Below are 14444 nucleotides of genomic sequence, written 5' to 3'. Positions count from 1 at the left end.
AGTCCAGGGTTTGCCGTACGGTGCGCGCAGATCGGGGCGAGCGCATATCAGTAGATCGCCGCACCGGCACCGACGTTGGTGGCGGTGTCCTTGAGCGTCTTGACGATGTACTTGACCTGGTCGGCATCGAGCTGCGTGTGCAGCGGCAGCGCCAGCGCACGGTCGCCGATGCGGTCGGTGTCGGGCAGCAGGCCGCGCTTGCGGCCGATCGCGTCGCCGGCATTCATGTAGAAGAACTGGCGGTGCAGCGGATGGCTGTAGGCCGCGGTCTCGACGCCGCAGGCGCGCAGGTCGTCGATCATCTGGGTGCGCGCGCTCTGCGTGAAGCGCTTGCCCAGGTGCACGACGTAGAGCATCCAGTGGACCTCGTCGACGTCCTCGGCCAGGTACGGCGGCTTGATGCCCTCGAAGCTCTGCATCTGGTCGTGGTACCAGGCCTCGACCTGCTTGCGCAGCGCCAGCCGCGCGTCGAGTTCCGCCAGCTGCGCCAGGCCCAGCGCAGCGGTCAGCTCGCTCATGCCGGCCTGCAGCGGCACGCGCGAGCCGATCGACAGCGAACTGCGGTCCGAGACGCGACGCTGGCGCAGGTAGCGCAACTCGTGCGCCAACTGCTCGTCGTCGGTCACCAGCATGCCGCCCTCGCCCGTGCACAAGGCCGAAGGCTGCGAGAAGTCGAACACCGCCACGTCGCCGAAGCTGCCGACCGTGCGGCCCATGTAGCGCGAGCCGAGCGCCTCGCTGCTGTCCTCGATCAGCTTCAGGCCGTGTGCGACGGCCAAGGCGCGCAGCGGTCCCCAGGCGGCCGGGTGGCCGTTGGTGTTGCCGGCCAGGATGGCGCGGGTCCTCGGGCCGATCTTCGGCGCGGCTTTCTCGGCGCTGAGGCAGCCGCTCCAGTAGTCGATGTCGGCGAACACCGGCGTCGCACCGGCCAGCGTGATGGCCTGCGCCACCTGGTGCCAGGTGTGGGCGGCGCAGACGACCTCGTCGCCGGGGCCGATGCCCAGTGCGCGCAGCGCGATCCAGGTCCCCAAGGTGCCGCTGCCCACCGCCACCGCGTGCCCGCGGCCGGCCCAGCCGGCAAAGGCGCGCTCGAAGGACTCGAGCATCGGCCCGTCGCTCCAGCGCGCCGACTGCAGCACTGCGTTGACGAGCTCGATCTCGCGCGCGCCGCATTCGGGCTCGGACAGGGAGATGACGTCGATGTCGATCATGGTCCGTCCTGCGTGAGGATCAGCGCGGTCGCATCTTCGGGCTGTTGCGTCACGTGCCAGCAGTGGCCGTTGGTGGCGGCGAGATACACGTTGCGCGCGCCGAGGCGCAGCGCGGGCGTTTCGTCGCGCATGTCGAAGGCGTCGACCAGCACGGTGCGCACGTCCGGGTGCAGCGTGCGCCACTGGTCCACCGCTTCGCGCAGCGTCGTCGCCGCGCCCACCATTTCACCGGCCGTTCGCAGATGCTGAGAAGTCAATGCCATGGCTTGTGCTCCGGCTCAATCGCCATCGCCTGCGCCGGCGATGCGCCGCGCCTCGACGGTGACCGGCAGCCGGGTATCGGCCGCCATCTCCGGCAGGTCGAGCTGCCAGCCGTTGCCCAGCGTCACCAGGCCGCCCCACATGCCGGGCCGGACCATCGAGACGATGGGTTCCTCCAGGTCCTTCTTGGGCACATAGGCGCTGAGCGCGCCCTTGCTGTCTTTGCGGATCATCACTTTCATCGTCGGCTCCGGAGGGTGGGAAATTCGGTGGTCCTGGGCTCAGGCGGCGACGGCGGTCCGCGCTTTGGCTTCTTCACGCAGCAAGGGTTTCAGCAGCGGCGGCAGCGCGGCCAGCAGATGCGCCACGTCCTCCCTGGTGGTGGTCCGGCCCAGCGACAGGCGCACGGCGGCCAGCGCCTCTTCGGGCGGGACGCCCATCGCGGTCAGGACATGGGAGGGCGCGCTGCCGCCGGAGGAACAGGCCGCACCCGAGGAGGCGGCAACGTCCAGCCGTTCGAGCCGGTTCAGCACCACCTCCGCCGGCAGCTGGCCGAAGCGCAGGTAGCTGGTTCCGGGCAGGCGCGGTACCCCCTTCGACCAGATGTGCAGCGACGGCAGCGCGGCTGCCAGGCCGCCCTCCAGCGCGTCGCGCAGCGCGGCCTGGCGCGCGGCCTCGGCGGCCAATGCGGCGCCATCGCCGAGTTGCGACAGCGCGGCCGCCAGGCCGACGATGCCGGGCAGGTTCTCGGTGCCGCCGCGCCGCCCGCGCTCCTGGCTGCCCAGCGTCTGCGGCGCCAGCGACACGCCCTGGCGCAGCAGCAGCGCGCCGACGCCCTTGGGGCCCTGCAGCTTGTGCGCCGACAGCGACACCGCGTCGGCAGCGAAGCGACCGAAGTCGAAGGGCAGCTTGCCGATGAACTGGGTGGCGTCCACATGCAGCAGCACCCCGGCGGCCCGGGCGAGCGCCGCCGTTTCGGCGACCGGCATCAGCACGCCGGTTTCGTTGTTGGCGGCCATGAGCGACACCAGCGCGACGTCGGGGCTGATCAGCGCGGCGGCCGCGTCCAGGTCGAGCGTGCCGTCGGCCTGGACCGGAATGAAATCCACCGGCACACCGCTCTCGCGCAATGCGGCCGCCAGTCGCAGATGGCCGGCATGCTCGATGCTGCTGAACACGACACGCCGGCGCCCCGGCGCCGCCGCGGCCAGCAGGCCGCGCACCGCCAGATGGTTCGACTCCGTGGCGCCGCTGGTGAAGAGCACCTCGGCCGGCTTGCAGCCCAGCGCCCGCGCCACGCCGCCGCGCGCGGCGCCCAGCGCGCGCTTCGCGTCCTGCCCCGGGCCATGCTGCGACGATGCGTTGGCCCACAGGCCGGAGAACAGCGGCAGCATGGCCTCGATCACCGCCTGCGCAGGCGGCGTGGTGGCGTTGTGGTCGAGGTAGACGGTCATGGGTCGCCCGCGCGTACTCAGGGCCAGTAGACGCGGCGCGTGTCCACGCACAGCAGGTCCAGCAGTTCGTCGAGGCGGTCGCTCTCGTCCTGCGGCACCCAGGCGCCATTCGCGTGGTCGCGAGCGAACAGTCGCCAGTTCTGCACCATGCGGCCGGGCTGGCCGAGCGAGACGCCGGGCGAGCCGGGCACCAGCAGCGCAATGTCGATCACGCCGCCTGCCGGGTCCACGTTGCGCGAGCAGCAGGGGCTCTCGATCCGAAAGGACTCGCCTTCTCGCAGGACGCGCGGCCGCACGTAGCGGTAGCGCACGCGCTGGTTCAGCGCGCGCTCCAGCCGGTGCTGCATGAAGTCCAGCACCCATCCGTTGGCTGGCGCCAGGCTGGCGGCGATGCTCATAGGACAGCCTCCGTCTCAGGCAGCAGGCCGGGTGGCGCCGGGGCGATCTCTTCCTCCAGGCAGCCGATGACGCAGCCGTCGAACTCCACCAGGTAGACCGGCTCGTTCTGCTCGGTCGCGTGGCCCACGTTGACGATCTCGCCGACCGCACCGCGACCGGCCAGCAGGGCGTCGGCCGGCCGCTCGGGATAGCTGCCGTCGTTGATCAGATCGTCGAGCGCCACCACGCGCTGGCCCCAGGCATAGAGCGCGGCGCGTGGCTCGGGGGACAGCAGCGCGAGCTTGTTCATGACGGCTTCTCCAGGTTCGGGCGGCTCGATCCGAGCGTGCGCAGCACGGGCGCTCTTTCGCCCAGCTTCTCCAGCACGTCCTCGGGCAGGTTGTCCAGCGTGCACAGTTCCTTGGCGCGCATGCCCACGCGATGGCCGGTGTCGACGAAATCCACCGCGTAGATGTAGAACTGCTGCAAGAAGGTGTTGATGTTGGTGACGTAGCCGATCTCGCCCTTGTTCACCAGCACTTCGCCGATGTCCTTGCCGTTGTAGGTGCCGTCGTTGCGGATCACCGAACGCGCGATCACCCGCTCGCCGTAATGGAAGCGCGGCGGGAAGGCGACCTCGATCGCGTCGTCGTCGCGGTTGATGTCAGCCATGGGCCGCTCCCGCAAGGGCCTGGCCGCGTTCGCGCACCGCGCGGCGCACTTCGGGGTCGGGATCGCCGCGCAAGGCGCCCAGCACGGCCGCATCGGCGCGCCGCGCGACCTCCCAGCGCACGCGCCAGTCGTCGTCCGCGGCCATGCGCGAGAGCAGCCCGGCCGGCAGCCGCTCGGCCACGATGCGGCGCACCTCGGGTTCGCAGTCGGTGGCGAGCCTGAGCAGCGCGGGCATTTCCAGCCGCTGCGCGACGCGCACGCGCACCGTGCGGTCGGGATCGCCCGCCAGGGTCGGCAGGAGCGCCAGCGGAAGGCGGCGCGCGACCCACTCGCGCACGCCGTAGTCCGTGTCGCTGCGCATCGCGGCGAGCAACGCCGGCCCGACGCGCTGGGCCACGCGAATGCGCACCTCGCGGTGCGGATCGGCGGCCAGCGCGACCAGTTGCGTCAACGGCAGGCGCAGCGCGATCTGCAGGCGCACCGTCTCGTCGGGATCGTGGATCAGCGCGGCGAGCCGGAACACGCTGGCATGACGCGCGGCGATCGCGCGCACCTCGAAGTACGGATGTGCCAGATGGGCATCGCCCTGCCCGGGATGCCAGCGGAAGAATCGATCGATGCGGCGCGCGTAGGCATCCTGCATGCAGGCGTGGCCCGGCTCGCAGCCCTGCTCGCCGGGCAGCTGGCGCAGGCCGGCATGCTCGCAGGCGGCGCAGTCCACCGGGCCGCCCCGCCAGTGCTGCGACGGAATGTCGCCGGCCGGCGCCCGGCTGGCGGCACGCGCGGGTGCGGCGGTCGCGATGGCTGCATTCATCGCCCGGCCCCGCTCCATCCGCGCACCGGGTGCGCGGGCCGCGATTCGCCCATTTCGGGATCCTCGCCCTCCTCGTGGCGCGCCAGCACGTGCAGCAGCAGAGCGCCACCCACGTGGTCCTTCGGATCGAGCCGGCGCAATTCGCCGAGCATCAGGCGCGCCTCCTCGAACGCGCCCAGGCGCAGGTTCAGGTACGCCAGTCCCTTCAGCGTGAAGAGGTAAAAGCGCACCGCCGCATCGTGCCGCGCCGCGTCGTCGCTCGGCGGCTCATCGCCGAAATCCGGGCCGAGCGCCGAGCGCGCGATGGCCAGCGCATCTTCGCCGACGGCACGCGCCTCGGCCAGGCGATGGCCGTAGAAGTGGAAGCGGTACAGCGCGATCAGCGGCACGACGTGGCGCGGCGCGGCGGCGCGGGCCTGCACCAGCAGCGCGAGCGCCTCTTCGGGAAGATGCCGCAGCAGCCCGGCGCGGGTGATCAGCGCATCGGCCTGCGGACTCAGCCCGCCGCCGATCGCGGCGTCGGCAAAGGCCGCCGCCGCGTCGTCGAAACCAAGGCTGGCTGCTTCCATGGCCGATGTCCCGCGCTCAGGAAGCGAGCGTCGGCACCGCGGGGCGGCCGCCGCGCCCGATGGCGCTGATCTCGATCGTCGCGAAGCCGGGCGGCGGCGCGACTTCGGCGCTGCTGCTGCAGCCGCAGGCCGCCTGGTTCGGATTGACGAAGCTCAGGCCCGACTTGGTGGGCGTATCGGCGAAGTCCATCGTGCAGCCGTCGAGCATCAGCCGGCTTTCGGCCGGCAGGAAGATGCGCAGTCCGTTGAACTCCAGCGTTTCATCGCCCGGCTGCGGCGCGGCTTGCGCGCTGAACTCCGAGTTGTAGCCCGAGCAGCCGCCGGCGCTCACGCTCAGGTGGAAACCCGCGCCGTCGGGAAGGCCTGAATAGCGCACGATGCGGCGCATGAATTTTTCGGCGGCGGGGGTGATGGTCAGCTTGGGCAGCATGGCGAATCGTCTCCAGGGGTCACAAGGAATGGGGAAAGCCTCAGGTCGCGGCGAGCAATGCGACGCGAAGTGCGCGAAGACCGGTTGTGGTTGTCATGCCGCAACGATGCAGCCGTCGACCGGGCACACGGCGACGCATTGCGGGTCGTCGAAGTGGCCTTCGCACTCGGTGCACTTGGCCGGGTCGATGATGAAGACGCCGTTCTTCTCGCGGATGGCGACGTTGGGGCATTCCGGCTCGCAGGCGGAGCAGCCGGTGCAGGTGGACGCGATGATCTTGAGTGACATGTGGCTCTCCTGAGAGGGGGATGGCTGGGGGGATTTCAGGCCGCTTCGGCAACGCCCGTGAAGGCGCCCTGGCGGATCTGCGCGTCGCCGCGGTCCTGGTGCACGATGGCGCCGCTGGCGATGCGGCCGCGGTAGTCGTTGAACCAGGCCAGCGCCGCCTTCTCGATGAACTCGCCTGTGTACTGGTCGACCGGCTCGATGCCGGCCTGGGCGAGTTCGTCCTTCGGGCAGGCGCCGATCTTGGCGACCAGCACGGCGTGGCAGTCGTTGATGGCGCGCACCACCGACGGCAGCTGCTCGTCGTCGCCGAAGCCGCCCTGGCAATAGAGGTCGACGCGGCGATGGCCGACGAACAGCGCTTCGGCCGCCGAGACCTCGAAGATCTGGAACTCGGTGACGTGGCCGAAGTGCTCGTTCACGCGGCCGCCGCCCTTCGTCGCGACGGCGACCAGCACCTTCAGGTCGTCGGCCACGTCGATGGCTGCCGCTTCGGCCAGCGCCTCGCGCTTGGCGGCGAACTGCGCCTGGCGTTCGACCTCGACCTTGTCCTGGTAGGCGCGGCGGCGGTCGAGGTCGTAGACCACTTCCATCTCTTCGATCTTGTCGAGCGTGAACTCCTCGCTGCGGTCCTCGCCCAGCAGGCCGACCGCGTCGGCGCGGCACTGGCGGCAGTGGCGCATCAGGTTGGCGCCGCCCATGCAGGCGTCCTGCACGGCCTTGAGTTCCTGCGCGCTCGGGCCGCGCTGGCCGGTGAGCCCGAAGTGCGTGCCGTGCTCGGCCTCCGAGATGAGCGGCATGATGTTGTGCAGGAAGGCGCCGCGCTTCTTCACCTCGCGGTTGACTTCGATCAGGTGCTCGTCGTTGATGCCGGGGATCAGCACCGAATTGATCTTGGTCAGCACCCCGCGCGCAGTGAGCATCTCCAGGCCCAGCATCTGCCGCTCGTGCAGGATGCGCGCGGCCTCGACGCCGGTCACGCGCTTGTGCTCCCAGAAGATCCACGGATAGATCTTGGCACCCACCACCGGGTCGACCATGTTGATGGTGATCGTGACGTGGTCGATGTTGTACTTGCAGATCTCGTCGACCAGGTCGGGCAGCGCCAGACCGTTGGTCGACAGGCACAGCTTGATGTCGGGTGCCTGCTCCTGCAGCATCCGGAAGGTGTCGAAGGTCTTCTTCGGGCTCGCGAGCGAATCGCCGGGGCCGGCGATGCCCAGCACCGTCATCTGCGGAATCTCGCTGGCCACCGCGACGACCTTCTTCACCGCCTGTTCGGGCGTGAGCTTCTGCGACACGACACCGGGGCGCGACTCGTTGCTGCAGTCGTACTTGCGGTTGCAGTAGTTGCACTGGATGTTGCAGGCCGGCGCGACCGCCACATGCATGCGCGCGTAGTGGTGATGCGCTTCTTCTGAATAGCAGGGATGGTTCTTGACCTTGTCCCAGATCTCCTGCGGCATGTCGTCAGGCCCGCCGGAGCTGCCGCAACTGGCCTTGCCTTCGCCGCCGGACGTGCCGCAGCCGCCGCCGGTTTCAGGCAGCGCGATCGCGGCGCCGAGGGGTTTGATCTGGCCGATGCCGACATAGGTCATGGCTGGCATGGAACCGGCGTGCGTACTGGCTTGCATGGTGACCTTTTCTCGCGACCGACGGTGGCCGCATGAGGGTCTTAAAGCCAAATTCGTGCCACGTAAAAAGTCCTTTGAAATCAATGGCCTGAACGATTTGTCGGGTGTGTCGTACCCGACAGCTCCCACAATTGCGCCAAGCCCTGTCAGCGATGCGACAAAGGCCACACTGCACGCCCGGCGCCTGCCGGCTCGCGCTGCGGATCAGCGCGCAGGTGGAGAACGCCGCCATCGTGCTCATGGCGTGCGACCGCGGCGACCGCGGCGACCGCTATCGGTCGACGGGCGTGTTTCCGGGGTCGCTCAGAACTTGCGCACCTCGATCTCGTGCTTGCGCAGCGCGTAGCCCATCTGGCGCGGCGAGATCTTCAGCAGGCGCGCGGCCTTGGCCTGGACCCAGCCGGAATGCTCCATCGCCCAGATCAGGCGTTCGTGCTCGCCTTCGGGTTTGCCATCGTCGGCCGGCTGAGCGGCCGGATTCGGCAGGATGCCCTGCGCGGCAGCTTCGCCGTCGGGCATCGGCACCGGCTCGGTGGCCCCCGGTGTCGCGACATCGGCGCCGGAACGCGGCGGCGCCATCGGCACTTCGGTGACGGGAATATCGGCCAGCCGGCCGGGCCGCACGGCGTCTTCGCGATCGATGTGATGCAGCACCTGGGTCAGACAGCGGTTTCCCTGGCACGGAAAGGCGAGGTCGGTGATGACATCGCCGTGCGACATGGTGGCCGTGCGCTCCACGCAGTTCTCGAGCTCGCGCACGTTGCCCGGCCAGTAGCAGCTGGTCAGCACACGCATCGCCGCCGTGTCGAAACGGGCGTTGCGCGAATTCTCGCGATTGAAGCGCTCCAGGAAATGCTGCGCCATGGCCGGAATGTCCCCGCGCCGCTCGCGCAGCGGCGGCAACTGGATGCTGACCACATTGATGCGGTAGTACAAGTCGGCGCGAAACTCGCCGGCCTGCACCATGCGCTCGAGACTGCGGTTGGTGGCAAGAATCAGGCGGACGTCGACCTTCACCGCCGCGTTGCCGCCCACGCGCTCGAATTCGCGCTCCTGCAGCACGCGCAGCAGCTTGGCCTGGAACGAAGCCGAAATGTCGCCGATCTCGTCGAGGAACAGGGTCCCGCCGTGCGCCATCTCGAAGCGCCCCTTGCGCTGGCCCTGGGCGCCGGTGAAGGCGCCCTTCTCGTGGCCGAACAGCTCGCTCTCCAGCAGCGATTCGGTGAGCGCCGCGCAGTTGACGCGCACGAAGGCCTCGGACTTGCGCGGAGAGAGGTTGTGGATGGCACGCGCGATCACCTCCTTGCCGGTGCCGCTTTCGCCGCGCAGCAGCACGGTGGTGCGCGCCGGCGCGACCTGGTGGACCTGCTCGAACACTTCCTGCATCGGCGCGGAGACGCCCACCACCTGGTCCAGCTGGCGGCCGGGCTTGAGCACCTTGTGCATGCGGCGCACCTCGTCCTGCATGGCGTCGTGCGCGGCACTGACACTGCGATGCAGCAGCAACGCCTGGCCCATCAGCGTGGCCACCATCTTGAGCAGCTGCAGCTCATCCGCGAAGACGCGCCGCTCGCCGGGATTGAGACAGTCGATGGCGAGCACGCCCACGGTGCGGCGGTCCGCGCGAATGGGCATGCCCAGCATCGCGACGGTGGCACCCGGCATCTGGTCGGCGCCCCCCGTGCGGTTGAGGAACAGGGGTTCGGCGCACACGTCGGGCACCATGGCCGGCATGCCGCTCGCGTAGACGCGGCCCACGATGCCTTCGCCGGGCGCGAAGCGCAGGCGTCCCTGCTCCTCGCGCGAGAGGCCGACCGCACAGAGGCCGTGCAGCTTGCCATCGGGCTCGGCAAGCACGACAAAGGCGCGGCGCCAGTCGAAGGCGTGCAGCAGATAGTTCAAGGCTTCGCGGAAGGTCTTGGCGACATCCAGCGAAGTGGCCAACGTCTTGCTGACCTCGTAGACCGCATCGAGCTCGCGTCGAGCTTCAATCGCTTGCATCTTCATCATGGGAGTCCCGTTCTCGTGCGACACCGGACCTGTTGCATCGAGCCAGGAAACGCACCGGAAACGGACGCCCTGACAACGCAACAACCTTGGCCGCGTCTCACGCAAGAAACATACCCAGCGGCATCGCACACCCCGCGCGCCGAGCGCCCGTGAAACACACATTTACGACAAACGAGACATGCGCGCTTCGACCGGCCGCGCGGACCGCGCACAAAGCCAACAAACAGTCCTCCGAAACACCTGTTTGACAGGAAAAAGCGCATGGCATCGAAGTTGCGAAACAGGCTGCGTCCTTCCTCACATTCCAGGAGCCCGCCATGCCGGAACCCGTTCGCGACGAAGCCGCTTCCCGCACCGCCCGCACGGTGTATCTCGACTACGCGGCCACCACGCCGGTCGACCGCCGCGTGGCGAGCCGGATGATTCCCTACCTGACCGAGATGTACGGGAATCCCGCGAGCCGCTCGCATGCCTACGGCTGGGCCGCGGAAGAAGCCGTGGAGCTGGCGCGCGAGCAGGTCTGCGCCCTCGTCAATGCCGATCCGCGCGAGATCGTCTGGACCTCCGGTGCCACCGAATCGAACAACCTCGCCATCAAGGGCGTGGCGCATTTCCATCGCGCCAAGGGCCGCCACCTGGTGACAGTCGCGACGGAGCACAAGGCGGTGCTCGACAGCATGCGCGAACTGGAGCGCGAGGGCTATGAAGTGACGGTACTGACGGTGCTGCCGAGCGGACTGCTCGACCTCGCCGCCTTCGAGGCCGCGCTGCGGCCGGACACCACGCTGGCCTCGGTGATGTTCGTCAACAACGAGACCGGCGTCATCCAGGACATCGCGGCGCTCGGCGCGATCTGCCGGGCCAAGGGCGTGTTCTTCCATGTGGACGCGGCGCAAGCGGCCGGCAAGGTGCCGATCGACCTGGAGCAGCTGCCGGTGGACCTGATGTCGCTGTCGGCCCACAAGATCTACGGCCCCAAGGGCATCGGCGCGCTCTACGTGCGGCGGCGCCCGCGCGTGCGCATCGACGCGCAGATGCACGGCGGCGGGCACGAGCGCGGCATGCGTTCTGGCACGCTGGCCACGCACCAGATCGTCGGCATGGGCGCCGCCTTCTGGCTGGCCCGCGAGAACATGGAAGCCGACAACATGCGCATCCGGGCGCTGCGCGACAGGCTCTGGAACGGCCTCTCGAAGATGGACTGCGTGGCGCTCAACGGCGACCTCGAGCAGCGTGCGGCGCAGTACCTGAACGTGAGCTTCAACTACGTCGAGGGCGAATCGCTCTTGATGGGGATCAAGAACGTCGCGGTTTCTTCCGGCTCGGCCTGCACCTCGGCCAGCCTGGAGCCCAGCTATGTGCTGCGCGCCATGGGGCGCAGCGACGAACTCGCCCACAGCTCGGTGCGCTTTTCGATCGGCCGCTTCACCACCGAGGCGGAGATCGACTTCACGATCGCCCAGGTGACCGAGGTGGTGGCGCGCCTGCGCGCCATGAGCCCGTTGTGGGACATGGTGCAGGCCGGTGTCGACCTCGACGCGATCCAGTGGGCCGAGCACTGAACGCCGGCCGGTTCAAACGTCCTTCACCCCCCTTCGATCCACGGAGAAAGCCCATGGCATACAGCGACAAGGTCATCGACCACTACGACAACCCGCGCAACGTCGGCGCCTTCGAGGGCGACGAGCAGAACATCGGCACGGGCATGGTCGGCGCGCCGGCCTGCGGCGACGTGATGCGGCTGCAGATCCGCGTCAACGCCCAGGGCGTGATCGAGGACGCCAGGTTCAAGACCTATGGCTGCGGCTCCGCGATCGCCTCCAGCTCGCTGGTCACCGAATGGGTGCGCGGCCGCACGCTGGACGAGGCGCTGGCCATCAAGAACTCGCAGATCGCGGAGGAACTGGCGCTGCCGCCCGTGAAGATCCATTGCTCGATCCTGGCCGAGGACGCGATCAAGGCGGCCGTCGCCGACTTTCGGGCCCGCCATGCGGTCCAGGGCGCGGCCGCCGTCGACCCGCCTTTGCTCGTCGAACAGCCGGTCTGCGACTCCGGCACGCGCTGAGCCGCCGATCACCCCACGTCCCCACAGCCCAGAAAGAAGGTATCCAAGATGGAAGCAGCCCAGACCATTGCCACCGCCGCCGCGCCCGGATTCATGCCCGGCATGCTGGAGTTCACCGCACAGGCCGCCGCCAAGGTCGCCGCGCTGATCGAGGAAGAGGGCAACCCCGCGCTCAAGCTGCGCCTGTACGTCACCGGCGGCGGCTGCTCCGGCTTCCAGTACGGCTTTGCCTTCGACGACCAGGTCGCCGAGGACGACATGACGATCGTCACGGAAGGGGTGGCGCTGGTGGTCGATGCGATGAGCCAGCAGTACCTGCTGGGCGCCCGCGTCGACTACGAGGACGGGCTCGAAGGCTCGCGCTTCGTGATCCACAACCCCAACGCGCAAACGACCTGCGGTTGCGGCAGCTCCTTCTCGGTCTGAAAGGGCCCATGCCATGAGTGTCTCCCTCACGTCCGCCGCCGCCCGTCACGTCGAGAAGTCGCTGGCAAAGCGCGGCAGCGGCATCGGCCTGCGCCTCGCCGTCAAGACCAGCGGCTGCTCCGGCTTCGCCTACGCGCTCGAGTTCGTCGATGCGGTCAATGCGGAAGACCGGTGCTTCGAGACCTTCGGCGTGAAGGTCATCGTCGATCCGCGCAGCCTCGGCATGCTCGACGGCACCGAACTCGACTTCGTGCGCGAAGGGCTGAACGAAGGCTTCAAGTTCAACAATCCGAACGCCCGCGCCAACTGCGGGTGCGGCGAGAGCTTCGCCGTCTGAACGCATCGGCACGCTCCCATGGCACTTCTCCAGATCGCCGAACCCGGCCAGAGCGCCGCGCCGCACCAGCACCGGCTGGCGGCCGGCATCGACCTGGGCACCACCAACTCGCTGGTCGCCAGCGTGCAGAGCGCGCTGGCGCACGCGCTGCCGGATGCACAAGGCGCGCTGCTGCTGCCCTCCGTCGTGCGCTATCTTGCGGACGGCAGCACCGTGGTGGGCTGCGAAGCGCAGGCGAGCCAGGCGCACGACCCGCAGAACACCATCGTGTCGGCCAAGCGCTTCATGGGCCGCCGCCTGGCGGACCTGAGCGAAGCGGCCGGCCTGCCCTATCGCTTCGTGGATGGCCCCGGCATGGTCGGACTCGCGACCGTGGCGGGCGAACGCTCGCCGATCCAGGTGTCGGCCGAGATCCTCGCCGCATTGCGCGATCGCGCCGAAGCCTCGCTCGGCGGCGCGTTGTCGGGCGTGGTGATCACCGTGCCGGCCTACTTCGACGACGCCCAGCGCCAGGCCACCAAGGACGCGGCGCGGCTCGCGGGCCTGACGGTGCTGCGCCTGCTCAACGAGCCCACCGCGGCCGCCATCGCCTACGGCCTGGACAAGGCGGCCGAGGGCACCTTCGCCATCTACGACCTGGGCGGCGGCACCTTCGACATCTCGATCCTCAACCTCACGAAGGGCGTGTTCGAGGTGCTCGCCACCGGCGGCGATTCGGCCCTCGGCGGCGACGACTTCGACCGCGCCATCGCCCAGTGGTTCTGCGCGCTGCACGGCCTTGAGGGAATGGCCGTGCTGGCCCCCGGCGCGCAACGCCGCCTGCTGTCGGCGGCCCGGGCCGCGAAGGAAGCGCTGTCGCAGAACGCTGCGGCCACCTTGCACCTGGCCCTCGACGAAGGACTGGCACTCGATGCGACGCTGACGCACGCGGAGTTCGCGGAACTCGGCGCGCCCCTGGTCGCCCGCACCATGGCCGCCACGCGGCGCGCCTTGCGCGACGCCCGGGTGGCACCGGCCGACGTCACCGGCGTCGTGCTGGTCGGCGGCTCGACGCGCATGCACATCGCGCGCGCCGCCGTGCGCGACTTCTTCGGTGCCGAGCCGCTGGCCGACATCGATCCCGACCAGGTCGTCGCGCTGGGCGCCGCGATGCAGGCGGACGTGCTGGCCGGCAACGGCACCGGCGATGGCTGGCTGCTGCTCGACGTCTGCCCGCTGTCGCTCGGCATCGAGACCATGGGCGGCCTGGTCGAGAAGATCATCCCGCGCAACTCGACGCTGCCGACTGCGCGTGCCCAGGAGTTCACCACCTTCAAGGACGGCCAGACCGCCATGTCGCTGCACGTGGTCCAGGGCGAGCGCGAAGCGGTGGCCGATTGCCGCTCGCTGGCGCGCTTCGAACTGCGCGGCATTCCGCCCGCCGTGGCCGGCGCCGCCCGCATCCGCGTGAGCTTCCAGATCGATGCGGACGGCCTGCTCTCCGTCACCGCACGCGAACAGACCAGCGGCGTCGAGGCGCATGTGGAAGTCAAGCCGTCGTACGGCCTGGGGGACACGGAGATCACCGCCATGCTGCAGGCCGCGGTCGGCGCATCGAAAGCCGACATGCTGCTGCGAACGCTGCGCGAGGCCCAGGTCGACGCGCGGCGCCTGGTCGACGCCACCGAAGCCGCGATCGGCGAAGACGCCGACTTGCTGTCGCCCTCGGAACTGGCCGCGATACGCCACGCCATGTTCATGGTCGCCGACATGCTCGAGACCGAAGCCGCGGTGGATGCGCTGCAGTCCACGGTCCGCGTGCTGTCCGCGGCCACGGAAGAATTCGCCGCCCGGCGGATGAATGCTTCGATCCGCCGCGCGCTGGCCGGCCGCGCGCTCGACAGCCTCGCCTAGGTCTC

Annotated in this window: 18 protein-coding genes and 1 pseudogene; 6 read left to right on the top strand and 13 right to left on the bottom strand. The window is 69.4% G+C overall.

The features are described 5' to 3' along the window. Window positions 1-47: 47 nt before the first annotated feature. The 12 genes from AC1DYD_RS25430 to nifB form a co-directional block, all read right to left on the bottom strand. Window positions 48-1208 (bottom strand): DegT/DnrJ/EryC1/StrS family aminotransferase, encoded by a 1161-nt coding sequence (locus AC1DYD_RS25430; RefSeq protein ID WP_478175570.1) that lies wholly within the window; start codon window positions 1206-1208, stop codon window positions 48-50. Beyond that, window positions 1208-1474 (bottom strand): hypothetical protein, encoded by a 267-nt coding sequence (locus tag AC1DYD_RS25425; protein WP_478175535.1) that lies wholly within the window; start codon window positions 1472-1474, stop codon window positions 1208-1210. Before AC1DYD_RS25425 ends, AC1DYD_RS25430 begins: the two co-directional genes overlap by 1 nt. A 15-nt stretch (window positions 1475-1489) precedes the next feature. Continuing rightward, a complete protein-coding gene (nifT, locus tag AC1DYD_RS25420; RefSeq protein ID WP_478175534.1) occupies window positions 1490-1714 on the bottom strand; it encodes a putative nitrogen fixation protein NifT in 225 nt (74 codons plus the stop codon). Between the two features lie 39 nt (window positions 1715-1753). Next, window positions 1754-2926, bottom strand: a complete 1173-nt coding sequence (locus AC1DYD_RS25415) for a cysteine desulfurase family protein (protein ID WP_478175533.1) — start codon at window positions 2924-2926, stop codon at window positions 1754-1756. A 17-nt stretch (window positions 2927-2943) separates the two neighbouring features. Next, on the bottom strand, window positions 2944-3324 hold the full coding sequence (locus AC1DYD_RS25410; RefSeq protein WP_478175532.1) for a DUF3024 domain-containing protein: 381 nt from the start codon (window positions 3322-3324) through the stop codon (window positions 2944-2946). Beyond that, window positions 3321-3614: a nitrogen fixation protein NifZ gene (locus tag AC1DYD_RS25405; protein ID WP_478175531.1), complete on the bottom strand. Its 294-nt coding sequence runs from the start codon at window positions 3612-3614 to the stop codon at window positions 3321-3323. The genes AC1DYD_RS25410 and AC1DYD_RS25405 overlap by 4 nt, the downstream gene beginning before the upstream one ends. Then, the gene (locus AC1DYD_RS25400) at window positions 3611-3976 is read right to left on the bottom strand and encodes a nitrogen fixation protein NifZ (RefSeq protein ID WP_478175530.1); all 366 of its coding nucleotides are present in this window, start codon (window positions 3974-3976) and stop codon (window positions 3611-3613) included. The genes AC1DYD_RS25405 and AC1DYD_RS25400 overlap by 4 nt, the downstream gene beginning before the upstream one ends. Further along, a complete protein-coding gene (locus AC1DYD_RS25395) occupies window positions 3969-4790 on the bottom strand; it encodes a 4Fe4S-binding leucine-rich repeat protein (protein WP_478175529.1) in 822 nt (273 codons plus the stop codon). Before AC1DYD_RS25395 ends, AC1DYD_RS25400 begins: the two co-directional genes overlap by 8 nt. Continuing rightward, window positions 4787-5359 (bottom strand): hypothetical protein, encoded by a 573-nt coding sequence (locus AC1DYD_RS25390; protein ID WP_478175528.1) that lies wholly within the window; start codon window positions 5357-5359, stop codon window positions 4787-4789. Before AC1DYD_RS25390 ends, AC1DYD_RS25395 begins: the two co-directional genes overlap by 4 nt. 16 nt (window positions 5360-5375) lie before the next feature. Then, window positions 5376-5789, bottom strand: a complete 414-nt coding sequence (locus tag AC1DYD_RS25385; RefSeq protein WP_478175527.1) for a HesB/IscA family protein — start codon at window positions 5787-5789, stop codon at window positions 5376-5378. Window positions 5790-5882: 93 nt separating this feature from the next. Then, complete coding sequence (locus tag AC1DYD_RS25380) at window positions 5883-6077, bottom strand: 4Fe-4S binding protein (protein WP_478175526.1); 195 nt, start codon at window positions 6075-6077, stop codon at window positions 5883-5885. A 35-nt stretch (window positions 6078-6112) separates the two neighbouring features. Further along, entirely contained in the window at window positions 6113-7708 is a 1596-nt protein-coding gene (nifB, locus tag AC1DYD_RS25375) for a nitrogenase cofactor biosynthesis protein NifB (RefSeq protein ID WP_478175525.1), read from the bottom strand. A 179-nt stretch (window positions 7709-7887) separates the two neighbouring features. Here nifB and AC1DYD_RS25370 point away from each other — a divergent pair. Further along, a pseudogene (locus AC1DYD_RS25370) lies at window positions 7888-8004 on the top strand (cysteine synthase B); the annotation flags it as partial. A gap of 7 nt (window positions 8005-8011) precedes the next feature. Here the strand turns inward: AC1DYD_RS25370 and nifA are convergent. Then, window positions 8012-9718 carry a nif-specific transcriptional activator NifA gene (nifA, locus tag AC1DYD_RS25365; protein WP_478175524.1) on the bottom strand — a complete coding sequence of 569 codons (1707 nt, stop codon included), beginning with the start codon at window positions 9716-9718 and terminating at the stop codon, window positions 8012-8014. A gap of 317 nt (window positions 9719-10035) precedes the next feature. Between nifA and AC1DYD_RS25360 the strand changes: the two genes are divergently transcribed. Genes AC1DYD_RS25360 through hscA form a run of 5 tightly spaced genes read left to right on the top strand, consistent with a single transcriptional unit; the run spans window position 10036 to window position 14439 of the window. Continuing rightward, the gene (locus tag AC1DYD_RS25360; protein WP_478175523.1) at window positions 10036-11280 is read left to right on the top strand and encodes an IscS subfamily cysteine desulfurase; all 1245 of its coding nucleotides are present in this window, start codon (window positions 10036-10038) and stop codon (window positions 11278-11280) included. Window positions 11281-11333: 53 nt separating this feature from the next. Beyond that, window positions 11334-11783 (top strand): Fe-S cluster assembly scaffold IscU, encoded by a 450-nt coding sequence (gene iscU, locus AC1DYD_RS25355; protein ID WP_478175522.1) that lies wholly within the window; start codon window positions 11334-11336, stop codon window positions 11781-11783. A 48-nt stretch (window positions 11784-11831) separates the two neighbouring features. Continuing rightward, window positions 11832-12209, top strand: coding sequence for an iron-sulfur cluster insertion protein ErpA (gene erpA, locus AC1DYD_RS25350; RefSeq protein ID WP_478175521.1), 378 nt, complete (start codon window positions 11832-11834; stop codon window positions 12207-12209). 13 nt (window positions 12210-12222) lie between these two features. Next, the gene (gene iscA / locus AC1DYD_RS25345; protein WP_478175520.1) at window positions 12223-12546 is read left to right on the top strand and encodes an iron-sulfur cluster assembly protein IscA; all 324 of its coding nucleotides are present in this window, start codon (window positions 12223-12225) and stop codon (window positions 12544-12546) included. 18 nt (window positions 12547-12564) lie between these two features. Then, window positions 12565-14439 (top strand): Fe-S protein assembly chaperone HscA, encoded by a 1875-nt coding sequence (gene hscA, locus AC1DYD_RS25340; RefSeq protein ID WP_478175519.1) that lies wholly within the window; start codon window positions 12565-12567, stop codon window positions 14437-14439. The last annotated feature ends 5 nt before the right edge of the window (window positions 14440-14444 follow it).

It is taken from the genome of Variovorax sp. P4_B11 (genome assembly GCF_056402355.1).
The sequence above is the reverse complement of the archived record's forward strand: the minus strand, read 5'-3'. Positions and strand labels throughout refer to the sequence as shown.